Here is a 21,809-nt window from a genome sequence, read left to right as displayed (position 1 = left end):
GAAAACTCCTGTTGCGCTGTGGAGGCCGGTTCCCCCGGCCGGTGGAGCCCCCGCCCTGCGGCGGAGGCTGGTCGCGGTTCAGACGCGCCGGGTCTCGTAGGCGCCGAGCAGCGTGGCCGGCTTCGGGGCGCCGAGGCGACCGCCGAGGAAGGCGGCCAGCGTCCCCAGGATCAGCGCGATGGCGGCGTAGAAGGCGCCCTGGGTCGCGGCGGACTTGGCGGTCACGGCCGCCGCCTCGGCCTTCTGCTTGGCGGTGGCCACGGCCTGGTCGTACTGCTTCTCGTAGTCCTGCACCTGCTGGCGGGCCTGATCGACCGGGATGTTCTGCGCCTTGGCCAGCGCGTCCGCCGCCCGGTTCTCCGCCTGCTGCTTCTGCGAGGCATCACCCGTGAACAGCGCCTTGATGGCCGCCACCGCGGCATCCTTGGCGGCCTGCGGATCCTGGCCCGCCGTCTGCTGGCGGACCTTGTCCTCGATGCCGTCGAGCGGGTTCGAAACCTTCGACAGCGACGGCGCAGCGGCCTGAGCGGCGGTCTGGATCGTGCCGCCGACGAGGTTGCCCGCGCCACCCAGCGCGCCCGAGACGGTGCTGAGCGTGCCGCCGACCAGGCCGCTGGCGGCCGAGGTCAGCAGGTAGAGCACGACCAGCGTCGTCACCGCCCAGGACACCAGCCCGTGCAGGGCGGCCGCGCCCGGCAGGGGCTTGCCGGAGAGGCGGCCGGCGATCAGGCCGCCGGCGAGCGAGGCGACGATGCCCGACGCCACGAACCAGATGCCGGCGCCCATCGAGACGGTGGAGGCCGACGGATTGTCGGCCGCGTTGGTGCCGACCGAGGCCAGGCCGACCCCGACGCCGACGAGGTTGACGATGACCTGGGTCACGAGGGCGGTCACGGCGCCGGCGAAGATCGCGCCCCACGAGACCTCGTTGAGCAGCACGGCGCGCGTATCGGCATGCGCCGCTCCGGTCGCGAGGGGGGCGGTGGTCGTCTGGATGGTCACGCTTTCACTCCGAGTCGTAGGTCGTTCGTAACTGTGGGTCGGTGGCCGCTCAGTCGCGGGTCGCGTTCACGAGCAGACCGAGGCCGAAGCCGACGGCGCCGGCGATCAGCAGCGAGGCGAGGGGGTACTCGGCGACCTGATGGCTCACCTCGCGGGTGCCCCGGCGCAGGTAGTGGCCGCCACGATCGTAGGCGTCCTCGGCGTAGTCGGACGCATCGTCCGCCGCCCGGCGCACGGAGCGCTGCGCCCGATCGAACTGCTCCCCGGCGGCACCCTGGGCCTGGCGGGCGCGGTGCTCGATGTCGTCGGAGCCGACGAAACCGCCGACCGTGTCGCGGATCCTGCCGCCGATGTCGCGGGCGGTATCGGCGACGTGCTCGGCTGCGTCGCGGACCGTGTCCTTGGCTTGACCGTAGAGGTTCTCGGCCTGGCCCGCCGTCTCGCGGGCGCGGCCCTCGACCGAGTCCCGCTTGGAGCCGGTGAGGTCGCCCACGGCGCCCTGCACCTTGCCGCCCAATTCCTTGGCGGCGCCTGTGATCCGATCCGTATCGACCATGTCGTCTTCCTCGTGTGGTGGGTGGAGGGATGGCGCCCGTTCTTGGGACGCCTCCGAGATGAGGTCAGTCCCGGTCCGAGCCCGTAGGCTTGGTTCCGGGGACCCCGGTGGCGCGTGCGGCACGCTTCTGCCGCCGGCCCTCGGCCTCGATCCGCGTGTCGCCGGTGAGCTTGCCGAGGGCTTCCTTGACCGAAGCCTTGAGGTGCTCGGTCGAAGTGGAATTCTTGTCTTCGGTCATGGGTGATCCGTCTTTCCCGAGAAAACCCTTCACCGAAGATCAGATGTTGGAGTGGATCTCAGATTCAATGAGACATTTATACTAGTAAACCGGTCATTTGGTTCCACCGGACTGCAGGGGAAAACCATTTTCCCGACCCCAGACCACGGCCTCGCTGCGCTTGTGAATACCGAGCTTGCGGTAGAGCGCGGCACCATGGTTGCGCACCGTGTTGCGCGATAGGCTGAGCTTGCGGGCGATGGCCTCGTCGTCGAGACCGGAGCAGATCAGGTTCAGGATCTGCCGCTCGCGGGCCGTCAGGTTGGAGGCGACGGCGCCCGGCCGTCCGGCATCGGGCCTGCGAAGGTTGGCGAGCTTCTCGATCAGGCCGCGGCTGAACCAGGAGGTGTCCGCCATGACCGTCTCGATGGCGTCGAACAGTTCGCGTTCCGTATGCTTGCGGTCGGTGATGTCCTGCAGCACGAGCAGCACGAACGGGTCGTTCTCGATCTCAATCCGCTCGGCCGAGACGAGGCAGTCGAGGTTCGCTCCGTCCTCGCGACGCAGGCAAACCTCGGCGCCGAGCACGAAGCCCTTGCGCTCCAGGGCAACCTCGAAATCGATGCGCTGGCGGTCGTTCGCCCAAAGGCCGGCCTCGGCCAGGCTGCGTCCGAGAACCTTGTCCTCTCCCGATCCGAAGACCCGCGTGAAGGCCTCGTTGATGCCGGTGACCTGGAACCCCTTGCCCCGGGTGAGCACGGTCGGGACCGGGGTCAGGCGGAAGGCCTGGGAGAAGCGCGCCTCGCTCTGGCGGAGCGCGGTCTCGGCCTTCCGGCGCAGTTCGAGATCCGCAAAGGTGAAGAGCATGCACGGCTCGTCGCCGAGCTCGATCGGCTGGCCCGCCACGATGACGAAGCGGCTGCCCCCGTCCGGCAGGCGGAGGCACGCTTCCATCTGCGGGATCGTGCCGCCCTCCTTCAGCCGGGAGGTCGCGAGGTCGCGGTTGCGCGCATCGGCCAGGACGTCGACCTCGTAGACGCTGCGCCCGACGACGGTGTCGCGGGTGAAGCCGGTCATCTCCAGGAAGCCGGTATTCACCTTGACGTGCCGGAGGTCCGAAAGGCGGGTGATCACCGCCGGGGCCGGGTTGGCGTTGAATGTCGCCTCGAACCGGTCCTCGGCCTCGAACTGGTCGGTGACGTCCTTGAGGATGAGGGCGAGGCAGCTCGGCTTGCCGTCGCGGTCCATCGCCACGAGGCTGCGCAGGGAATGCACGAAATCCTGCTCGGGCCGATCGGTGCGGCGGACTTCGACCACGACGTCATGGAAGCGCTCGCCCGCCACGACGCGCTCGATCGGGTAATGGTTCGGGGTGACGTGGTTGCGGTAGCGCAGGCAGAAGCGCTCCCGGTACGCGTCGACGGTCGGCCCGAGCTCATCCAGGCTGCCCGCGCCGTGCATCGCGAGGGCGGCCTCGTTGGCATAGGCGATCGTCTGGTCGGGTTCGACCAGGATCACGCCTTCGCTCAGGCCGGCGATGATCTGCCGGAGTTCGTGCCTGTCGGCGCCCGGGGTCACGGCTCGCATCGTCCCTTTCCATCGTCGCTACCGAGACGGCAGCCACGCATGAACCGATTGTGCGCAAGCTGGTTCCAAAATTTATGTTAGGATCCCAGTACGCACGTATCATTGACCCGCGGCGCTGCGGCCAAAGATTGATGCTCGCCGAGCCCGCCACGCCAGAAATGGTCCTCGCGCGCGCTCTCAAGACGATGGTGAGCCTGTCCCCGTGCCCCATGCCGCCGAACACTTGCGTTCGTCCGCCCCCCACGAAGCCGTGATCTCGCACGCGCGACACGGGGCCGGGCAAGATCTGCGTGATTTCTACCCAGAAGTTGCAAGCGTCGACGAGGCGTGCCCCTGGGCCTCGTCCTCCGCCGGCTCTCGCAGGTCCTGGACGCCGCCGAGTCGCGCGCCGAGCGCCGCTTCACGTCCGAACTCGTTGGGGTTGTGCCCGACCTGCGCCGGTTCGCGCTGTCGCTGACCCGGAATGCGACCGAGAGCGAGGACCTCGTGCAGTTCACCCTGCTCAAGGCCTGGGAGTTCCGGGTCAAATTCGAGCCCGGGACCCGGCTGAAGGCGTGGCTCTTCACGATCCTGCGCAACGGTTACCTCAACGCGCGGATCAAGCGTCGCCGGGAGGTCCCCGACCCGGCGGGCTCGTACGCTGCGGGGCTGTGCAGCCTGGCCGACCAGGAGCACCGCCTCGACGTTCGGGACATGCAGGTCGCACTGGGCCGGCTCGATCCCGCCCAACGCGAGGCGCTGCTCCTCGTCGCGGTCGAGGACTTGTCCTACGAGGCCGCGGCGGCGCGGATCGGCTGCCCGCCCGGCACGGTGAAGAGCCGTGTGAGCAGGGCACGCAACCGGCTCGCCGCCGAGCTCGGGGAGGCCTGAGCAACGTCTCCTCGACAGGCTTCGGTGCAAGCGGCGCTGGGCGATGTCCAGGTTGCAGCCCTCATCGCCGCCGCGGTCCGATCCGGCATCGACGCGCTCCTGGCGACCCTCCTGCTCGTGGCCTCGCCCGCCCTGGCGCAGGGGCTCGAGGCCGTGCCGGGCACGCCGGCCGCCCGTGCTTTCCCTGCCGAGACCGACGCCGTGACGATCCAGCAGCCGACGCGTCACCCCGTCGATAGGGACTCGGGAATCTGAGGCGCCGGTCAACCGAGGGCTTGGCAGCACCCGACCGGTCGACGGCCCCCGCGGGATGGGCGCAGGCGCCGAGGGGAACCGGGATCCCGCACCGAGATTGTCGCTAGCGCACTGCCAAGTCTCCGCCTGTCCAGGGGGAGACGCACGGCCCTCGACGGCCCTAGCAGCTGAAACTCGGTTCGGACGCCCGCAGGCATCTCCGGACATTCGTCCGGAGCCTCGCGCATGGAACACGGACTGACGGCGGCTGTGCTGTGCATCGTGGGCGGTGGGATCGCCGCCCAAGTTGTTGCCGCGCGTCTGCGCATTCCCGCTATCGTGCTTCTCCTCGGGGTCGGGTTCCTGGCCGGCCCTGTGCTCGGCCTGTTGCACCCGACCCGGGACTTCGGGGAAAATCTCCGGCCGCTGATCGGGCTCGCGGTGGCCATCGTGGTGTTCGAGGGCGGCCTCGCCCTCGACTTCCGCGAACTCCGGGCATCCGGCGAGGGCGTGTTACGGCTGACCGCCTTCGCCCTCCCTGTGAACTTCGTCCTCGGCACTGTCGCGGCCCACTGGGTCGGCAGGATGATGTGGGGCCCCGCGGCGGTGTTCGGTGCGATCCTCGTCGTCACGGGTCCCACGGTGATCCTGCCGCTGCTGCGTCACGCGCGCCTGAAGCGGCGCTCGGCGGCTTTCCTCCGATGGGAGGCCATCATCAACGACCCGGTCGGAGCTATCCTCACGGCGGTCGTGATCGAGATCCTGGTCGGCGTGCCTCACCAGGCCGGGGAGAGCCCGGTCATCGCCCTCGCCCTCCATCTCGCCGAGGGCATGATGGTCGCCGTCGCCCTCGGCGTGGGCTCGGCCTTCCTCGTGGCCTGGGCGTTCCGGCGCGACTTCGTCGCCGAGACCCTGAAAATTCCGGTGCTTCTTGCACTTGCGCTCATCGCCTACGTCGTCCCGAACCTGTTCATGCACGAGGCGGGGCTGATCGGCGCCACGGTCTTCGGCATCGCGCTCGCCAACCGGCATGTGCCAGGCATCGCGGAGTTGCGTCGGTTCAAGGAAGCTCTGGTCGTCCTGCTGGTCTCCTGCCTCTTCGTGGTGCTGACGGCCGACCTCGACCTCGGGGTCCTCGGCAAGCTGTCCCTGCCCATCATCGGCCTGACCGCCGCCATCGTGTTCTTGGTCCGTCCAGCCGCCACTTGGCTGGCGACACTGAACAGCGACCTCTCGCGGCGGGAGCGCGTCTTCGTTGGCTGGATCGGGCCACGCGGCATCGTCGCGGCGGCCGTCGCGGGGGTAGCCGGACCCCGCCTCACGGAGGCGGGATACGCCGGTGGCGATCTCATCCAACCGACCGTGTTCGCGGTCATCGTCGCGACGGTGATCCTGCACGGCTTTTCCCTCGGGCCGCTCTCCCGCCGGTTCGGCCTCTCCGTGGCGGCCGAGAGCCAGCGGCTCGCGGTCGTCGGCGCCTGCCCGTGGGCGACCGACATGGTCGTCGCACTCCACCGTGCGGGCGTGCCGGTCGTTCTCATCGACACCTATCCCGGCGCGCTGCACGCGGCGCAGGCGGCGGGTGTCCCGACGCTGCAGGCCGAACTCCTGTCCCGCCATGCCGAGGAAGGTCTCGCCGACTATCCGCCGGACCATCTGCTCGCGGCGACCCGCGACGAACTCTACAACGCCCTGGTTTGTACCAGGCTGGCCCCCGAGATCGGCCGCGAGCGCGTCTACCAACTGGCCCCCTCGGCCGACCACCTCCTGCACGAGGACACGGGTGTGAGCCGAGATGCCCGCGGAAAAGTCCTGGGTGAGGGCAAGACCGACTTCGACACCCTTGCAAGACACCATGACGCCGGCTGGCAGTTCGACGTCGTTCCTGCGGAAACCGCCCTGAAGTCGGACGCAACTCGCTTTTTGATCATCAAGCCAGATGGGACCGTCGAATTCATCTCCACCGATCACGAACAAGCTGCCGTTGAGGCGGGAGATCGCCTGCTAATCTACGTCCTGCCCAACAAATCGTATCACGAGATTGCCGAGATACACCCCCTGGCCCTTGCATGACGGCCAACCGTCGAAGGTCCCGGATCTCCCGCACCGCATCCGGGTCGCAGGCCAGCATACGCCGATGGAAGTTCGCGTTGGGGGCAGCGGCGGGCGGTCACCGATTTGACCGGTCTGTTCTTCGGTCGGCGTCGGGTTAGGGGACGCTTGTCGCGGACTGCAGGCAATGTCGCCGCAGAAGCGCTGCGCACGACCTCTGGATGACGGCGTCGGGCACGAAGCCGACGGCTGGGCGTAGCCGTTTAGACGCTGATGCAGGCTAGAGAATCCTCTCGACGGCCACGCGCAAAGACTCCGGTCCGCGCAGGGTCGCTGGGCGCCGGTAGGGCGGAGGATCCTCGATCAGGCGTGGACCCTGCAGGCGGCGAGCCAGTGCAGTCAGCGCTGCCTCAGCCTCGAACCGGCCCAAGGGAGCGCCGACACAGTAATGAAGGCCCCCGCCGAAGCCGAGGTGGCGCGTGCCAGAGCGGTCCGGATTAAACCGATCCGGGTCCGTAAACGCGGCGGGGTCGCGATTGCCGGCGGCGAGCATCAGGACGAGAGCCTCGCCCTCGGGGATCGTCGTGCCGGCGATGTCGATGGCGCTGAGGGTCTTGCGGCTGACGAGTTGCACCGGAGGATCGTAGCGCATCACCTCCTCGACCACGCGCGGGACACGGCCCGGATCGGCGCGCAGGCGTTCCAACTCGTCCGGGTGCCGCATCAGCGTGAGCCAAGCGTTGCTGATCAGGTTCACCGCGGTCTCGTGACCGGCGACGAGGATCAGGATCGCCGTCGAGATCAGATCGAGATCGCCCATCCTGTAGCCGTGCGGCGTGACGTGGTTGGCCAGCCCTGAGAGGAGGTCGTCGCGCGGCCGTCGACGCTTCTCAGCGATGAGGGTGGTCAGGTAATCCGAGATGGCATCGAAGATCCGGGCGTTCTCGATGCGCGTCTCCTCGCTGACGACAACGCCAGGCTCCACTGCCGTGGCGAGCTGGCTTGACCAGTCGTGGAAACTCGCTTCGTCCCCCTCTGGTACGCCGAACAACTCGCAGATCACCGCGACGGGCAGGGGGTAGGCGAGGTCGGCGACAACATCGATCTCGTGCGAGCCCAGCTTGCGGTCGAGCATTTCGCCGACCAGCCGCTCGGAGCGGGCGCGCATCGCCTGGACGCGCGCAGGGGTGAACTGCTGGACGGTGGCCGCGCGCAGGAGATCGTGCGCGGGCGGATCGCGGAAGAGGAATGGCTGGTGTCTGTCGGTGATCCGGTTTTTGACCGGATTGACGAGGTAGTCCGTGACCGGGTTGCCGGTGGACGGGCGCTTCGTTGGCGGTTGGGTTTCGACGCTGATGCGCGGGTCGTTCTGCAAGCGCAGGATCGCGTCATGGCTCGCCGCCACCCACACGCCCCGTGCTTCGTCGTTCAGGGCCTCTGTCCCCTGACCCACGTCGTTCTGGCGCGAGACCGGGGTCTGCCGCAATCGGGCGTACAGCGGGTACGGGTCGGCGCGGTTGGAGAAGTCCTTGATCTGGTTGAGGAGGGTTGCGTCGGCCATGGTGGATCCGGTGCCTGCGCGTCAAGAAAAGCCGGGGGCCAGGAGGGCGCGTGAGCCGGCCCAGTCGATGACGGCCTCCCCGGGCGGGAAGGGTGCCGCTGCTGCGATCCGCTCGGCATCGGCTGGCGGCCAGCGTCCACACTCAACCGATACGGCTGCGAGACACCGTCCCTCCCGGCCATAGAGGGCGCGGAAGCGATCTGTGGCCGGATCGCCCGGGGCGATCATCATCGCGTCCGCCCCCTCGCTCAGGCCGACCGACTCGATCATGACGCCCGCCTGCCCTGACCAGAAGGCCGACAGCGCCGCGTAGCTCCGCTCAGGTTTGTCCTCGGCAGGCAAGCGACCGGCGCGCACGCCCTGTGCGACCGCATAGTCCCAGTGCGCCACGGCAACCTGCAATCCGCATCGCCCCGGCACCGACCGCCACCGCGCGGCTGGGCCGGCCAGGGTCCATGGCATGCGCCGTCCTGGCCGTTGTCGTCGACGCGGATCGCCTGAACGGGACAGGCGACCCATGCGCGCCCGATCTCGGCGCGATCCCGCGCGGCGGGCGCAGGATCGCGGAACAGTGCCTCGTGCCCCTCGATACGGAAGTTCCGCGGCGCGGCGTGGCATCACTGCGCGTCGCCTTGGCCGACGTTGTGATCGACGCTCACGCGAAGACCGGGCTGCGGGGCCGGAGAGAACATGGTCTAGCAACCAAGCCCGAGAGGACCAGTTCCGCTCGGCGCCCAGTGCCGCCACCCAGTCCACGGGGCTCGAAGGCCAAGGCGCAACCCGAGGCAGGCTTTCGGAGCGTCCGCTTGCCGGCAGCTCGAGCCGCAGGGACGACAGCATGTGGCCGCAAGCGGCCCGTTCATGTCCCAAACCCGCTGCTGGAGAAGCGAACAGGCGCCCCGATCCAACCCGTTCGCCCGGGCCGCCGGCGACAAAGCCTTCGAGCGGACTGGAGCGCAAAAACCGCCGGAGGGCGTGGGCTTCGCCGATACCTGCGCGATTGTCCGCCTGCTCGGAACGGTCGGTCGGCCATGACCGACGATGACGACCGTGATCGCCCGGGGCACGTCCAGGCCCCCGCATGTCGAACTCTCCGACCGGGACGTCTCGCTGACGACGCGCCGCGTTCGGCCATTCGTCGCACCGGATCGCATCCTCCGAACTGCGACCGCAGTGAGCCGTTGGCGCCTGACCACGACAGATGAGGTCACGATGTCGAATCCCGCGAAGGGTCAGTCCGGTGACGGACAGCAGCACACGACGAGAAGCGCGCAGGAGCAGAAGGCGGCCGAAGTCCAAGTGGCCGGAAGCGCCAAGGCCGATGCCGGCCATCCTGTGGTGATGGAGGGTGGGAAGGCCGAGGCGCCGACGGAGGGCAAAGGCCACCCGAAATCAGCCGCATCCAACGCGCAGGCCGGTGCAACCAGCGACGCTGCCACGAGCAATGCGACGGCGGGCAAGGCCGAGAAGGAAGCCGCGGCGGCCGCAGGTGCCGACAAGGAGCAGCACGGGCGCGGCCATCGCAAGGCTGACTAGCAGGCCCGACTGGCCGTCCTGCCCACAGCGGTATCGGCCAGCGGCATGTTGGGGAAAAGGTCCCGTGGGTCGATCGGGCCTGCCTCGCCGAAGGAAGGCTCGCACCATGGGCCCAGGGAGCCGAAGCTCTGATGTCGAGTTTGCCCGAGCGCAAGGCGCGCCTGATCGTCCACGGCGACCGGCCCTACAATGCCGAGCCACCCCTGAATCGGCTGCGGGCCGCTTACCGGACCGCGGCCGACGATTTCTACGTCCGCTGCCACGGCGACATGCCGGCGATCGACCCGGACACGTGGCGCCTCACCCTCGACGGCGCTGTCGGCACGCCGATGGAGATCTCGCTGGATGCCCTGCGCGGCCGTTTCCGGACCGCCACGGTTACGGCGACGTTGCAGTGCGCCGGTAATCGGCGCGCCGACATGCGCGCCGTCGCGCCTGTTTCGGGAGACCCCTGGGACGGCGGCGCCATCGGCACGGCCGACTGGACGGGCCTTCGCCTCGGCGACCTCCTGCGCGCGGCCGGGGCCCGCATGGGGACGGACTGCCACGTCGCCTTCGAGAGCCACGACGTGGTCGATGGCCGCCCCTACGGAGTCTCCATCCCCCTCGCCAAGGCGCTGACATCGGAAACCTTGCTGGCCTTCGCCATGAACGGCGAACCGCTGCTTCCCGAGCACGGCTTCCCGCTGCGCGCGGTGGTGCCGGGCTTCGCGGGCGTGCGCAGTGCCAAATGGCTGCGGCGCATCACGGTGCAGGATCATCCCTCGGACAATCCGATCCAGGCGGGTGACTACAAGCTGTATCCGCCGGACGTCACCGCCGAGACCGCTGATCCGGCCCGAGGCCACACCATCGACGCGATGCCGCTGAATGCCGCGATCTGCGAGCCCGCACGCGGCGCCGTTCTGGGGGCTGGGGCGTGCCGGATTCGGGGCTACGCGGTCGCGGGCGACCGGGCCGTCATCCGCGTCGATGTCTCCGGCGATGGCGGTCGGAGCTGGACCCAGGCGGCGCTCGAGCACGCGCCCGACGCACCATTCGCCTGGACCTTCTGGACCGCCGAGCTCGACCTGCCGCCGGGGGAGCACGACCTCGTCGTCCGGGCCTGGGACTCGGCCGGCCAGACCCAGCCGGCGCTGCCGGACGACGTCTGGAACCACAAGGGCTATCTCTGCGCCTGCTGGCACCGGGTGCGCGTGCGCGTCAGTTGACGGCCCGGACGGACCCTCCTGTCCCTATCTCAGGGTCGGCGACTCACCGGGTTTCAGATGGGGGTCCCCCCCGTCGGGGCCGCCCAGGGCGACGTGATCGTTGAGGCGTCCGAGATGTTCGAAGACATGCGCGAAGGCATTGGTGACAGCCTGCTCAAAGGAGCCATCGCCCTTCCCCTGTGCGGCCTTGAGGGCACTGAGCAAGGCCCGGTGCTTTTCGGTATCCTCGGACATGTCAGCCTCCCGGCCGGCATGGATGCCGGCTCGGCAAGCCAATCGCCATGACAGACCCCGGTTCCTTCCCATCATCGATCCCGGACCCGCCGGGGGCACCGTGGACGCATCGGATCGGGGCGCGATGCCACGGACGGTCAGACCGGCCTGTCGTGGGCTCACGGCCGCACGCCGTGGCGCACACGGTCCGCCGAGGCGGCAGATCGTGGCCCCGGAGATCGCCATCCGCGGCTTGGACCAGGGCGGACCCGCCGCGATGACGACTTGGCCCGCGACCTGATCGGAGAACCGCTGCCGATGCCGAACCGAATTGAGGCGGCCTTCCGCGCCGCCGCCGAGGCCGGCGTCGGCTTCTGGGCGGCCTGCAACCGGCTGCGCCTGCCGGGAACGGCCAATCCCTTCGTGGTCGGCGTCCACGAACCGATGGGTGCGGAGCTGGCGCTGGAGAACTTGGCCGTCACCGGGTCGATCCCGCCGGGCCTCGACGGCCTCTACCTCAAGATGGGGGCCAACCCCGTGGGCGCCGCGACACGGGGCCACGACTGGTTCCTCGGCGACGGCATGGTGCACGGCCTCGCGATCGAGGCCGGCAAGGCGCTGTGGTACCGCAACCGCTGGATCGGGTCGCGTACGGCCGCAGCCGCGCTCAAGCGGCCTCCGGCGCCCGGACCGCGGCGCGGCGGCAACGACACCGTCAACACCAACGTCGTCGCGATCGGCGGCCGGATCTTCGCCGTCGTGGAGGCCGGCAGCTTCCCCGTCGAACTCGGGCGGACCCTGGAGGCGCAGCGCTACAACCCGTTCGATGGCACCCTGACGGGTTCGTTCAGCGGGCACCCGCATCGCGACCCGCGGACCGGCGAGACCCACGCGATCGCCTACGACGGCCGCGTCTGGGACAGCGTCCGCCACGTCGTCGTCGCGCCGACCGGGCAGGTCGTGCGGGACGTGCCGATCCCGGTCGCGCATGGCCCCTGCATCCATGACTGCGCGTTCACGGCGCGCTTCGTGATCGTGCTCGATCTGCCCGTCACGTTCTCGTTCCGGGCCCTGCTCGCCGGGTACCGCTTCCCGTTCCGATGGAATCCCCGCCACAGGGCCCGGGTGGGCCTCCTGCCCCGGCAGGGCGACGGGGCCGACATCCTCTGGTGCGACGTCGATCCCTGCTTCGTGTTCCACGTCGCCAACGCCTATGAGGACGCGGACGGGCGGGTGATCCTCGACGTGATCGCCTACGCGACGGTGTTCACCTCGATCGGGGGCGGGCTCGACGAGCCGGGCCGGCTCGAACGCTGGACGGTCGATCCCACGACGGGGCGTGTCGCGCGGCGCGTGCTCGATCCCGCGGCCCAGGAATTCCCCCGCATCGACTAGCGGCGTCTCGGACAGCGTCACCGCTACCTCTACACGGTGAGCGTCCCGGCCGACGGCAACACGCAGCTCGCCGGCGCGACGCAGCTCTACAAGCACGACGTCGAGACGGGCGAGCGCCGCGTGCACGACTTCGGTCCCGACCGCATCCCGGGGGAGTTCGTCTTCGTGCCGGCACATGCCGGAGCCGATGAGGACGAAGGCTGGCTCGTCGGGCTCGTCATCGACACCGCGCGGGACACGACGGACTTCATCGTCCTCGATGCGCGCGCGTTCGAAGCACCACCCGTCGCCTCGGTCCGCCTCGGGCACCGGATCCCGCCGGGCTTTCACGGCAACTGGTTCCCGGCGGACGAATCGACCGGAATGGGCTGATCCGGCGCCGATGCGGACTCATGAATGTCGGGTCGGCGTCGGGGCGATCGGCGCGCACGAACAGTCCCGCGGGATCGACCCGTGCAGGGGGGCTCAATCCGCAGCTTTCCATCCGATCACCGCCGTCATGGGGTCGCCGGGCCCGCCCTCAGGCTTGAGGACATGGCCTTCGATACGGGGGAAGCCGGCGCGTTGAAGGTACAGGCCGACGAGCTGGGCATGGCCCGCGCCGTCGAGGGCATTCCAGATGGCGACCGCCTTGGTCGGGAAGCACCGGTTGGAGAAGCTGATCACCACCGGGGCGCCGGGACGCAGCACGCGCGCCACCTCGGTCAGGACGGCCCCGGGCCGCTGCAGGTACTGCACCGAGACGCACATCAGGGCGGCGTCGACGCTCGCGGTCTCGAGGGGCAGGTTCGTCTCCGCGTTGAGGTCCTGCACGAAAGACTCGGTCAGGCGCGGGTTGGCGGCGAGTTCCGCCGCATTCAAGCCGTGGCCGATGACGCGCGCGTAGGCGGCTTCGTCCGGAAGGTGGCTGACCCAGCTCGACATCAGGTCGAGGACGATGCCGCCCTCGGGGACGACCGTCCTGTACAGATCGGCGACGGCGGCGATCGCGGCGTCGTCGATATGTGTGACGAAGCGCGGTTGCGCGTAGAAGAGCGTGTCTGGAGCGCCATCGTGCTTCGCGAACGCCTCGGGCGGAAAGTCCGGCACAATCTGCGTCGTCATGGCTGCCGCCTTCGTCTCGGATCCAGATCTGCGGCGCTCGAACGCCTGAGCACCGGGGCGAGCCTGGAGGCTGCCGGCTCCGCGCCGCGGTCGGCGCCCCCAACCCAAGAGGGCGCGCCGATTCATCGGAGCCTCGCGACGAGCCGCGGTTCGCGGGGTCACGCATCGGCGCGCAGGTGCTGTCGGACGATAGTCCAGTCTCCCGGTTTGCGAGCCATCGTGGCCTGCGACTTAATCGACGGCGCCGCGGCGGCCGCTCAGCTGGTTTTCCAAGGACGCAGCATTGGCTGGCGCACATGCAGCTTGTCATGAGCGCGACGGATCCCGGCAGGTGGCAATGATGGTTGATCGACCAAGGGCCACCCGGAGCTTGCCGGCCGTCTCGACGCTGACGGCGACGGCCATCGTGGTGGCCGACATGATCGGCGTCGGGGTTTTCACCAGCCTCGGCTTCCAGGCCCGGGACGTTCCGTCCGGCTTCGCCCTGGTGCTGCTGTGGGCCGTCGGCGGCGTCGTCGCGCTCTGTGGGGCGCTCTGCTACGCCGAACTCGCCACGATGTTTCCCCGCTCCGGCGGCGAGTACATGTTCCTCTCGCACATATACGGTCCGGCGGTCGGGTTCATGGCCGGCTGGCTCTCGGCCACCGTCGGGTTCGCCGCCCCGGTGGCGCTCGCCGCCATGGCGTTCGGGCAATACGCCGGGGCCGTTCTGCCCGGCGCACCCGCGCTTCTGCTCGGTCTCGCGGTGATCGGGATCGTCTCGGCCGTTCACCTGCGCGGCCTGCGCCACAGCAGCGTGTTTCAGGTCGGCTTCACGCTGCTGAAGCTCGCCTTGATCGTCGTGTTCATCGGGGTGGGCTTCATCCGGGGCGGTGGCCAGCCCATCAGCTTCGTCCCCGGCGCGCAGGACCTCACGCAAATCGTCAGCGCCGGCTTCGCGATCAGCCTGGTCTTCGTGATGTACGCCTACTCGGGCTGGAACGCCGCGACCTACATCGTCGGCGAGCTCCGCGATCCGCAGCGCAGCCTGCCGCGGGCCCTGCTGGCCGGGACGGGGTGCGTGGTGGTGCTCTACGTCGCGCTGAATGCGGTGTTCCTCTACACGACGCCGCTGACGGAACTCGCCGGTCAGGTCGAGGTCGGCCTGATCGCCGGGCGTCACGTCTTCGGCGAGGCGGGTGGCCGCCTCGTCGGTCTCCTGATCTGCGCCGGCCTCGTACCGACGATCAGCGCGATGATGTGGATCGGTCCCCGCGTGACGGTGGCGATGGGCGAGGACGTGGCGCCCCTACGGATGTTCGCGCGTCGCACGCGCACCGGCGTACCGAGCGTCGCAATCCTGCTTCAAGGCGGGGTCGCCAGCCTCCTGCTCCTGACGCAGAGCTTCGAGGCGGTGCTCGCGTTCGTCCAGTTCGGCCTGATCGCCTGCTCCTTCCTGACCGTGCTCGGCCTGATCAAGCTCCGGATCACCCGGCCCAACCTGCCGCGACCGTGCCGGACCTGGGGCTATCCGTTCACGCCGCTGATCTTCCTCGCGGTGACCCTGTTCATGATGGTCTATCTCGTGGCCGTGAGACCCTTCCAGTCCCTGGCGGGTCTGCTCTTAATGCTGGCCGGCCTCGTCCTCTACGCGGTCGCGGCGGTGCAGAGACGGCGCGGAGCCTGACGGCCCTGCGCCCGCTTTGGGATCAGCGCACTCTAGCCGGCGTCGGATTTGCGGGCGCGCAGCACGTCGAGCCGATACGCGGCGGTCCTCGACTGCTTCACGACCGTCGCGAAGGTCCGAGCACCCGCGATGAAGCCCTCAGCCGCCTCGTCGCCGGAGAGCGGGTAGTGGGTCACGCCGAGCCAATGGACCAACACGATATCGGCTTCGGGTAACAGGGCGCCTTCGACACGCGCGACCAAGCGCGCGAGATCGGCGCGGTCGAGATAGTACGCCACCTCCGAGATCACGATGAGGTCGAACCGACCGTCCGGCCAAGCGCCAGGGACGGCCGCCAGCAGGAAATGCGCATTCGGGCAATCGGCGCATCGCGCACGGGCCGCCTCCAGAACGGACGGCACCACGTCGAGGCCGATCAACGCGTCGCAGCGGGGACAGAGCTCGTGCGTGAACACGCCGATCGAGCAGCCGACCTCCAGGGCGGACGCGTAATGGGGGCGCGGCAGGGCCGCCAGCGTCGCGGCGTACTTGTCGCGCTCGTACGGACTCGTGGCGAAGCGCCACGGGTCCGCTTCGGTCGCGTACATGCCCTTGAAGTAGTCCGGATCGAGGGTTTCCGTTCGACGCCCGGATGGCGCGTCAATGGGCCTGTCGGACGTCGTCTCCAAGCCTACGGCTCCTCTGATCCCGACCAAGGCACTCGTGGCGGCGACAGCTCCCGACTGGATCAGATGACGGCGTGAGACGGGCTCGCGAACACGCACGATACACCTCGGGAGCAACTGGCCGTGAGATTGGGGAACCGCACGTGATCGGGACAGTTCCGGCACCTCTGGCGGTCTGGAGCGGATGTGCTTCGGCGCCGATGGCGTGCCCGCTCCAATGCCGTTACGACGGGGCTGCCCCCTGCTACCGCGCCTTGGAGACGCCCATGCGCGTCATCGCGCGCCACAGGATCTGACCCGCTGGGTCCCGTCTTGAGGGGCTGCAGCAGTCGGTTGGATGTCCTGATCGGGCACCCGGCCGGGCGTCCGGTTTTGCGCGCTCGGGCGATTTGGCGTGACGGAGTCTGGCGGAATGACCGCTTTGGAGAAAGCAAGCCGAAAAACCGGACGGACCTCGTCACCTCACATCCCACGCGGGCAAGCTCGGCCCGATGCTCGGGGCCGCCGAGGGCGCGTCAGGAGGCCTTTCCGCCGAGGACAAGACGCAGCGACCGTGCAAGCTCATCACGGCGGTATGGCTTGTTGAGGACGGGCGTATCGCCACTGCCGAGGACCTGCCCTTCGTCCAGATTTGCGACGTAGCCGGAGGTGAGGAGCACCTTGAGGCCGGGACGAAGCCGCCGTGCCTCGAGGGCGAGCTCCGATCCGTTCATGCCGCCGGGCATCATCACGTCGGAGAACAGGATGTCGATCCGCTCGACGCCCTGGAGCTGGATCAGCGCCTCGGCCGCGTTCCTGGCGACCACGACCCGGTAGTGGAGTTCCTCCAGGCTCTCGACCGCCATCCCCAGCACCTGCTCGTCGTCCTCGACCAGGAGCACCGTATCGCCCTCGATCGCGCGGCGCAGGGGTAGGTTGCCGACTCCGCCGGCCCCGACCTCCTCGCCGGCGGGATCGGTCGAGCGGGGAAACAAGAGCCGGAAGGTCGTGCCGGCGCCGATCTCGGTGTCGATGCCCACGAACCCTCCGGCGCTGCGCGTGAACCCGTAGACCTGGGACAGGCCGAGCCCCGTACCCTTGCCGACCTCCTTGGTGGTGAAGAACGGCTCGAACACCCGGGCCAGAGTCTCGGGGGGCATGCCGCTGCCCCGGTCGGTCACCGACACCTCGACGAAGGCCCCCGGCGGCACGCCGCGGTCAGCCACAGCCGCGGTATCGAGATGCACGTTCCGGCTTCGCACAACGATCCGTGATCCGCGTCCCTCCATCGCGTCGCGGGCATTCACGACGAGGTTGAGGACCGCCGCCTCGAACTGCGCCGGGTCGATGCGGATCGGATCGAGGGCGGGGTCGAGATCGAAGACGACCTCGACGGCCCCGCCGGCGGCACGCTCGGCCAGCGGCCTGAAGTCGATCAGCAGGCGGTTCGGGTTCAGGGTCTGGGGCCGCAGCATCTGCCGCCGGGAGAAGGCCAGGAGTTGCTGCGTCAGTTGCTCGCCGCGCCGGGCCGCGTTCATCGCGGCCTCCGCCAGACGCACGACCCGCTCGGTGTTCTCCGGCTTGCGCAGCATCATGTCGAGCCCCCCGACGATGACGGTGAGGAGGTTGTTGAAGTCATGGGCGACCCCCCCGGTCAGTTGACCGATCGCCTCCATCTTCTGCGCCTGTCGGAGTGCTTCCTCGGTGTTGCGCTGCTCGGTCCGGTCGAGAACGATGCCGGCCATGCGCGTCGGCTTCCCATCGTCGCGATACTCGGCCCTGCCCTTGGCGGCGATCCACCGGACCGTGCCGTCCGCGCGGCGGATGCGGCATTCGAGATCGAGCAACCCGGTCTGGAAGGCGCGCTCGAAGGCGGCCTCCACCAGGTCCCGGTCCTCGGCGACGGCATGGCTCAGGAAATCGGCCCGGCCCCAGGATGGCAGCGGCTCGTTGTAGCCGAAGATGGCATCATGCCTGTGCGACCGCCGCGCCGTGTCGTGGACGAGGTCGAGATCCCACGAGCCCATCCCGGCCGAATCCAGCGCGAAGGCCAGGGTCTCGCGAGCCGCCTCGACCGCGCGCGTACGTTCCTCGACGCGTCGTTCCAGCATCTCGTTCGCCGCTCGCAGGCGGTCCTGGGCGTCCTCGCGTTCCTGGATATGGGCGCGTGCTTGGTACTGCCGTCGACGGACCCGCAGCGCCGACGACACGGCACTGACCAAGGTTTCGGCGTTGATCGGCCGTTCGAGCAGCACGACATTGCCGAGACGCTCGATGACGGCAGCGGCCCGGACGGTCCGTCGTCCGGCCTGCTTCGTCGCCAGCATCACGAACGGGAAATCGGACCACGGCGGCTGCGCCGCGACCCACGCGTCGAGTTCGCGGGCGTCGACCTCCAGAAGGGCCTCTTCTGTCACGATCGAAGTCGCCGCCGATCTGCTGAGCGCGTCCGGCCATTCAGCGCTGTTCCGGCAGACCGAGACGGCGTGGCCGGATTTCGTCAGCAGATCCGACACGACGATGGCGTCGCGCCCCCGCGGGGCGAGGATGAGAACGCGGTCCTCCTCCATCTGAGAGGTGGCCATCAGAGCGCCTCGGCCGGCTTCGACCCGTCCGTCAGCAGCGGGCTGTCCCCGCCGTAAGTGGGCAGACCGGACAGGACCCCCATGAAATCGGTCAGGACTTCACCGACCTGGAGCCCGATCGGCGACAATCTGAGTTCTCTGATCGATCGCTCGTGCGCGTTGACCCGGCTCTTCAGGACCGACAGGGCGGTGCGCACCTCTCCGGCTGCTTCGAAGTACCGGAACAGCACAATCCCGTCGCTGAGATAGCTGAGGTCGATATCGGACCGGACGTCCCCGACGACGCCGTGTTGTCCGAGCACCAAGAGTGTCGTCGCGTCCTTCTGGTTCAAGTAATTCAGCAATTCATGCATCTGCAGAACGAGGTACTCCTCCCCCGGCATGGCGTGGATATACGCGTTCAGGCTGTCGAACACGACGAAGCGCGCGCCGCCCGTTTCCACGGATTTCCGAACCCGGCAGGCGAACTCCCCCGGCGAGAATTCGGCCGGTTCGATCTCGTCGATGATCAGGCTTCCGGTCGCGATGTGGGCGTCCAGATCCATGCCCAACGACCGGGCCCGCGTCAGCAGTGTCTGACGTCCCTCGTCGAACAGGAAGTAGGACGCTTTCTCCCCGCGATCCAAGGCCTCCAGCATACAGCGGACGGCCGTGGTGGTCTTGCCCACGCCGGACGGGCCCAGCAGCAGGGTGTTGGTGGCCGGGGCCAGACCGCCACCCAGCAGAGCATCGAGTTCCTTCGAGCCTGTCGAGGCGGGGGTCATCGGGAATCTGGCACCATGATCGTCGGCCACGAGGCTGGGAAAGACCTCCACGCCACCGGTGTCGAGACTGAAGTCGTGCAGACCGCCGTGGAACTTGACGCCCCGCATCTTCAGGACGTTCAGGCGCCGCCGCGCAGCCCCGAAGCCGCGCCGGGTCTGTTCCAGCATGATGACGCCATGGGCGATACTGTGCAGCTGGACGTCGGCGGTACCATTGTCGAGCAGGAGCACCGTGCATCCACGCGAGGAAAACATCTGCTTCAGCGCCAGGATCTGGCGACGGTACCGCAGGGGATTCTGGGCGAGCAGGCGAAGCTCGGACAGGCTGTCGAACACGACCCGGGCGGGGCAGAGTTCGTCGATGCGCTCGATCACCTCGCGGACCGTTTCCCCCAACTCGACTTCGGAGGGATGCAGGACGGACTGCTCGCTATCCGGGTCGAGCCCCAGTTCGTTGACGAGTTCGTGGAGCTCGATTCCGTCCAGGGACCAGCCGTGCGAGCTCGCGGCCGACTGCAACTCGTCGACGCTCTCCGACAAGGTCACATACAGGCACTTCTCTCCCCGCGCCGCGCCGTTCAGGAGAAACTGGAGCCCCACCGTGGTCTTGCCGGTCCCAGGGGTTCCTTCGAGCAGGTAGATCCGACCGCGCGTCAGGCCACCCCCTAGAATCTCGTCGAGACCAGCGATCCCGGTCGAGAGGACATCGCGAATACCGGGTGTGGTCTTTGTTGGTGAGTCAATCATGGCGTACCCAAGAGATGTCGGCATCCGGCGGCCGTACCGTTGGCTCAGGGCACCTGGAGAAATGAATTCCGACGTCAACGCGGGCACGTCGGATTCGTCGCAACCGGTTCGCACGGGCGCGGCCGCTGCAGTGGGTCTTGGGATCGGGCGGCCCGGGAAATCGATTCCGTACTTCGGCTGAGCTGTCCGAAAGCGCCCTCGAGACGGCATTGTGGGATAAATAATTCTGGCGCGGGACGTCATGAAGTACATGATTTTTGCGCGCTGTTGCTATTGTGGCGCCGATGGCGTACAAGTGATTTATCGACTTTTGGCCAGATATCCGGCCGTATCGCCTCAACAGGGCGAGCGATCTGCATCTCTCCCATTCTCGACGACCAGCGACTGAGCGCGTGCGATCCATGCGCCCGGCCCAATTATTTGCCTAACTTGATATGGATTACTGATGGCTATCGGCACCGTTAAATGGTTCAACGACACCAAAGGCTTCGGCTTCATCCAGCCGGATGACGGCGGCAAGGACGTGTTCGTACACATCTCCGCCGTCGAGCGCGCCGGCATGCAGGGCCTGAGCGAGGGCCAGAAGGTTTCCTACGAGATGGAGACCGACCGCCGGAGCGGCAAACAGTCAGCCGGCAGCCTTCAGGCCGCCTGAGCATCGCGCGTCCGTCCGTGACGCGCTTCGAAGCCGTTCCCGTTGGGGGGCGGCTTTTTCGATTTCATGCTCCGGAGATGAACTCCGGTGCGCCTCAGGAGAGTCCGTGAACCCCTTCAAAAGCGACCAACTCGTCGATCGTCTCGAAGCGACGGCCAAAGCGCGTCAGGCCACACTGGCTCGCTTCCAGGCGCGCCCCGCAGCCGATGATCCGGCCGTCCTCGCCCGTCAGGCGGCGCGGCACGCGGTCGTTGAGGCGCGGGAGGTGCGATCGACCGAGCGGGAAGCTGCCCGTCTCGCGGCGCAGGCCGCGCGCGAGGCTGAGGTTCTGGCTGCGGAGGCGGAAGCCGCCGCCGAGCGCGTCCGTGAGGCTGCGGCGAAGGCGGACCGACAGGCTGCCCTGGCCTCCGAGCAGAAGGCCGCGCGCGACGCACGGTTTGCGGCCCGCAAGGCGCGGGCTCGCCGGTAAGTCGACCCCGGCCAGCAAACGCCATCACCCGGAGGAAGCCCCATGTCGCACAAGTTCAAGATCGGCCAGCAGGTCCGGCAGCTGGGGGTCAGCTACGCCGGGGGGAAGAGCATCGTCGATGGCCTCTTCGAAATCGTCCGGCTGATGCCGGACGACCGTTCCGGCGAGCCGACCTATCGAATCCGGTCCGCGGGCGGCGAGCGTGCCGTGCGCGAGGGCGAGCTTACGCGCGCGTCCTGACTGTTTCCGGCCGACCGGTCCTTCTGACGGAAAGACGACTTCCTGCACCGTGCCATTCGCCAGGGGTTGCTGGCCGCGTGGAAATGCGACGGGCAGCGTGCAAACAAGGTCGTTGAAGCTCGCGATGACGAATATGCCTACGCATTCGCCCGAAGCGGCGATGATCGAGCCCAACCAGACGGCCTTCATCCTCAAGGTGACGCGACCCGATGAGGCGGAATTGTCCGGGCACTTGGTGATGTTCTACGTCGCGATCACCACATCCGAAGACGAAGCGCTGGCCATCGTGCGCCACGCGGTGAAGGCGGACGCGACCGTCGAGACGACGGGTGTTCGCCTGTCCCAGCAGACGGCCAGCGCCCTCGATCTGGAAGCCGGTCTCGCGCGGGCGCTCTGAGCCGATCGCTCTGTCCGACGCCGCAGCAAAGCTCCGAAAGGGGCCGCGGCCGAAGCAATTCTCACGGTCGAGCTGGACCTCTGGACAGGACATCGCGTTGTGAG

General features: G+C 68.4%; 21 protein-coding genes and 1 pseudogene. 11 read left to right on the top strand and 11 right to left on the bottom strand.

The features are described from left to right. Nucleotides 1–78 precede the first annotated feature (78 nt). The 4 genes from MKK88_RS05165 to MKK88_RS05150 all read right to left on the bottom strand — a co-directional run bounded on the left by MKK88_RS05165 (nucleotide 79) and on the right by MKK88_RS05150 (nucleotide 3,353). A complete protein-coding gene (locus MKK88_RS05165) occupies nucleotides 79–1,002 on the bottom strand; it encodes a PhnA-like protein (RefSeq protein WP_243997534.1) in 924 nt (307 codons plus the stop codon). A 49-nt stretch (nucleotides 1,003–1,051) separates the two neighbouring features. After that, nucleotides 1,052–1,558, bottom strand: a complete 507-nt coding sequence (locus tag MKK88_RS05160; RefSeq protein ID WP_243997532.1) for a CsbD family protein — start codon at nucleotides 1,556–1,558, stop codon at nucleotides 1,052–1,054. A 64-nt stretch (nucleotides 1,559–1,622) separates the two neighbouring features. Beyond that, on the bottom strand, nucleotides 1,623–1,796 hold the full coding sequence (locus tag MKK88_RS05155) for a CsbD family protein (protein ID WP_243997530.1): 174 nt from the start codon (nucleotides 1,794–1,796) through the stop codon (nucleotides 1,623–1,625). A 93-nt stretch (nucleotides 1,797–1,889) separates the two neighbouring features. Then, the gene (locus MKK88_RS05150; RefSeq protein ID WP_243997656.1) at nucleotides 1,890–3,353 is read right to left on the bottom strand and encodes a helix-turn-helix transcriptional regulator; all 1,464 of its coding nucleotides are present in this window, start codon (nucleotides 3,351–3,353) and stop codon (nucleotides 1,890–1,892) included. Nucleotides 3,354–3,689: 336 nt separating this feature from the next. On the opposite strand from MKK88_RS05150, the gene MKK88_RS05145 reads away from it, so the two are divergent. The 3 genes from MKK88_RS05145 (at nucleotide 3,690) to MKK88_RS05135 (ending at nucleotide 6,539) form a co-directional block, all read left to right on the top strand. Beyond that, nucleotides 3,690–4,232: a sigma-70 family RNA polymerase sigma factor gene (locus MKK88_RS05145; protein ID WP_243997528.1), complete on the top strand. Its 543-nt coding sequence runs from the start codon at nucleotides 3,690–3,692 to the stop codon at nucleotides 4,230–4,232. 24 nt (nucleotides 4,233–4,256) lie between these two features. After that, the gene (locus MKK88_RS05140; RefSeq protein WP_243997526.1) at nucleotides 4,257–4,487 is read left to right on the top strand and encodes a hypothetical protein; all 231 of its coding nucleotides are present in this window, start codon (nucleotides 4,257–4,259) and stop codon (nucleotides 4,485–4,487) included. 225 nt (nucleotides 4,488–4,712) lie between these two features. After that, nucleotides 4,713–6,539, top strand: coding sequence for a cation:proton antiporter (locus MKK88_RS05135; protein ID WP_243997524.1), 1,827 nt, complete (start codon nucleotides 4,713–4,715; stop codon nucleotides 6,537–6,539). Nucleotides 6,540–6,798: 259 nt separating this feature from the next. Here the strand turns inward: MKK88_RS05135 and MKK88_RS05130 are convergent, their stop codons facing one another. Then, nucleotides 6,799–8,079, bottom strand: coding sequence for a cytochrome P450 (locus MKK88_RS05130; RefSeq protein WP_243997522.1), 1,281 nt, complete (start codon nucleotides 8,077–8,079; stop codon nucleotides 6,799–6,801). A 21-nt stretch (nucleotides 8,080–8,100) separates the two neighbouring features. Next, nucleotides 8,101–8,541, bottom strand: coding sequence for an oxidoreductase C-terminal domain-containing protein (locus tag MKK88_RS05125; protein WP_243997520.1), 441 nt, complete (start codon nucleotides 8,539–8,541; stop codon nucleotides 8,101–8,103). Nucleotides 8,542–9,120: 579 nt separating this feature from the next. Here MKK88_RS05125 and MKK88_RS05115 point away from each other — a divergent pair. Both MKK88_RS05115 and MKK88_RS05110 read left to right on the top strand, forming a co-directional pair. Then, on the top strand, nucleotides 9,121–9,615 hold the full coding sequence (locus MKK88_RS05115) for a hypothetical protein (RefSeq protein ID WP_243997519.1): 495 nt from the start codon (nucleotides 9,121–9,123) through the stop codon (nucleotides 9,613–9,615). A gap of 131 nt (nucleotides 9,616–9,746) precedes the next feature. Continuing rightward, entirely contained in the window at nucleotides 9,747–10,826 is a 1,080-nt protein-coding gene (locus MKK88_RS05110) for a molybdopterin-dependent oxidoreductase (protein ID WP_243997518.1), read from the top strand. A 24-nt stretch (nucleotides 10,827–10,850) separates the two neighbouring features. On the opposite strand, the gene MKK88_RS05105 is transcribed toward MKK88_RS05110, so the two are convergent. Continuing rightward, nucleotides 10,851–11,060 (bottom strand): hypothetical protein, encoded by a 210-nt coding sequence (locus MKK88_RS05105; protein WP_243997517.1) that lies wholly within the window; start codon nucleotides 11,058–11,060, stop codon nucleotides 10,851–10,853. Between the two features lie 297 nt (nucleotides 11,061–11,357). Here MKK88_RS05105 and MKK88_RS05100 point away from each other — a divergent pair. After that, nucleotides 11,358–12,806: pseudogene (locus tag MKK88_RS05100) on the top strand (carotenoid oxygenase family protein). A 93-nt stretch (nucleotides 12,807–12,899) separates the two neighbouring features. On the opposite strand, the gene MKK88_RS05095 reads toward MKK88_RS05100, so the two are convergent. Then, nucleotides 12,900–13,538, bottom strand: coding sequence for a class I SAM-dependent methyltransferase (locus MKK88_RS05095; RefSeq protein WP_243997516.1), 639 nt, complete (start codon nucleotides 13,536–13,538; stop codon nucleotides 12,900–12,902). Between the two features lie 340 nt (nucleotides 13,539–13,878). Between MKK88_RS05095 and MKK88_RS05090 the strand changes: the two genes are divergently transcribed. Further along, nucleotides 13,879–15,204: an APC family permease gene (locus MKK88_RS05090; RefSeq protein WP_243997515.1), complete on the top strand. Its 1,326-nt coding sequence runs from the start codon at nucleotides 13,879–13,881 to the stop codon at nucleotides 15,202–15,204. A gap of 32 nt (nucleotides 15,205–15,236) precedes the next feature. Here the strand turns inward: MKK88_RS05090 and MKK88_RS05085 are convergent, their stop codons facing one another. The 3 genes from MKK88_RS05085 to MKK88_RS05075 all read right to left on the bottom strand — a co-directional run bounded on the left by MKK88_RS05085 (nucleotide 15,237) and on the right by MKK88_RS05075 (nucleotide 19,944). Next, nucleotides 15,237–15,791 (bottom strand): SAM-dependent methyltransferase, encoded by a 555-nt coding sequence (locus tag MKK88_RS05085; RefSeq protein ID WP_243997654.1) that lies wholly within the window; start codon nucleotides 15,789–15,791, stop codon nucleotides 15,237–15,239. A gap of 593 nt (nucleotides 15,792–16,384) precedes the next feature. Further along, nucleotides 16,385–18,433, bottom strand: coding sequence for an ATP-binding protein (locus MKK88_RS05080; protein ID WP_243997514.1), 2,049 nt, complete (start codon nucleotides 18,431–18,433; stop codon nucleotides 16,385–16,387). Beyond that, nucleotides 18,433–19,944, bottom strand: coding sequence for an ATPase domain-containing protein (locus tag MKK88_RS05075; RefSeq protein WP_243997652.1), 1,512 nt, complete (start codon nucleotides 19,942–19,944; stop codon nucleotides 18,433–18,435). Before MKK88_RS05075 ends, MKK88_RS05080 begins: the two co-directional genes overlap by 1 nt. Before the next feature lie 445 nt (nucleotides 19,945–20,389). Between MKK88_RS05075 and MKK88_RS05070 the strand changes: the two genes are divergently transcribed. The 4 genes from MKK88_RS05070 (at nucleotide 20,390) to MKK88_RS05055 (ending at nucleotide 21,705) form a co-directional block, all read left to right on the top strand. Then, complete coding sequence (locus MKK88_RS05070; RefSeq protein ID WP_243997513.1) at nucleotides 20,390–20,599, top strand: cold-shock protein; 210 nt, start codon at nucleotides 20,390–20,392, stop codon at nucleotides 20,597–20,599. A gap of 106 nt (nucleotides 20,600–20,705) precedes the next feature. After that, on the top strand, nucleotides 20,706–21,068 hold the full coding sequence (locus tag MKK88_RS05065) for a DUF6481 family protein (protein ID WP_243997512.1): 363 nt from the start codon (nucleotides 20,706–20,708) through the stop codon (nucleotides 21,066–21,068). Nucleotides 21,069–21,110: 42 nt separating this feature from the next. Next, nucleotides 21,111–21,308, top strand: coding sequence for a hypothetical protein (locus MKK88_RS05060; RefSeq protein WP_243997511.1), 198 nt, complete (start codon nucleotides 21,111–21,113; stop codon nucleotides 21,306–21,308). Nucleotides 21,309–21,441: 133 nt separating this feature from the next. Then, nucleotides 21,442–21,705 carry a hypothetical protein gene (locus MKK88_RS05055; protein ID WP_243997510.1) on the top strand — a complete coding sequence of 88 codons (264 nt, stop codon included), beginning with the start codon at nucleotides 21,442–21,444 and terminating at the stop codon, nucleotides 21,703–21,705. Nucleotides 21,706–21,809 lie beyond the last annotated feature (104 nt).

The organism is Methylobacterium sp. E-005 (genome assembly GCF_022829725.1).
Lineage (GTDB): Bacteria > Pseudomonadota > Alphaproteobacteria > Rhizobiales > Beijerinckiaceae > Methylobacterium.
Note: the sequence above shows the minus strand (reverse complement) of the source record. Positions and strands in the feature narration are given on the sequence as shown.

Excerpts from the sequence above, each read along its gene's own strand:
- MKK88_RS05160 (WP_243997532.1), bottom strand. The coding sequence starts at position 1,558 with ATGGTCGATACGGATCGGATCACAGGCGCCGCCAAGGAATTGGGCGGC.
- MKK88_RS05155 (WP_243997530.1), bottom strand. The coding sequence starts at position 1,796 with ATGACCGAAGACAAGAATTCCACTTCGACCGAGCACCTCAAGGCTTCG.
- MKK88_RS05135 (WP_243997524.1), top strand. The coding sequence starts at position 4,713 with ATGGAACACGGACTGACGGCGGCTGTGCTGTGCATCGTGGGCGGTGGG.
- MKK88_RS05130 (WP_243997522.1), bottom strand. The coding sequence starts at position 8,079 with ATGGCCGACGCAACCCTCCTCAACCAGATCAAGGACTTCTCCAACCGC.
- MKK88_RS05125 (WP_243997520.1), bottom strand. The coding sequence starts at position 8,541 with ATGCCATGGACCCTGGCCGGCCCAGCCGCGCGGTGGCGGTCGGTGCCG.
- MKK88_RS05115 (WP_243997519.1), top strand. The coding sequence starts at position 9,121 with ATGACGACCGTGATCGCCCGGGGCACGTCCAGGCCCCCGCATGTCGAA.
- MKK88_RS05110 (WP_243997518.1), top strand. The coding sequence starts at position 9,747 with ATGTCGAGTTTGCCCGAGCGCAAGGCGCGCCTGATCGTCCACGGCGAC.
- MKK88_RS05105 (WP_243997517.1), bottom strand. The coding sequence starts at position 11,060 with ATGTCCGAGGATACCGAAAAGCACCGGGCCTTGCTCAGTGCCCTCAAG.
- MKK88_RS05095 (WP_243997516.1), bottom strand. The coding sequence starts at position 13,538 with ATGACGACGCAGATTGTGCCGGACTTTCCGCCCGAGGCGTTCGCGAAG.
- MKK88_RS05090 (WP_243997515.1), top strand. The coding sequence starts at position 13,879 with ATGGTTGATCGACCAAGGGCCACCCGGAGCTTGCCGGCCGTCTCGACG.
- MKK88_RS05085 (WP_243997654.1), bottom strand. The coding sequence starts at position 15,791 with ATGTACGCGACCGAAGCGGACCCGTGGCGCTTCGCCACGAGTCCGTAC.
- MKK88_RS05080 (WP_243997514.1), bottom strand. The coding sequence starts at position 18,433 with ATGGCCACCTCTCAGATGGAGGAGGACCGCGTTCTCATCCTCGCCCCG.
- MKK88_RS05075 (WP_243997652.1), bottom strand. The coding sequence starts at position 19,944 with ATGATTGACTCACCAACAAAGACCACACCCGGTATTCGCGATGTCCTC.
- MKK88_RS05070 (WP_243997513.1), top strand. The coding sequence starts at position 20,390 with ATGGCTATCGGCACCGTTAAATGGTTCAACGACACCAAAGGCTTCGGC.
- MKK88_RS05060 (WP_243997511.1), top strand. The coding sequence starts at position 21,111 with ATGTCGCACAAGTTCAAGATCGGCCAGCAGGTCCGGCAGCTGGGGGTC.
- MKK88_RS05055 (WP_243997510.1), top strand. The coding sequence starts at position 21,442 with ATGCCTACGCATTCGCCCGAAGCGGCGATGATCGAGCCCAACCAGACG.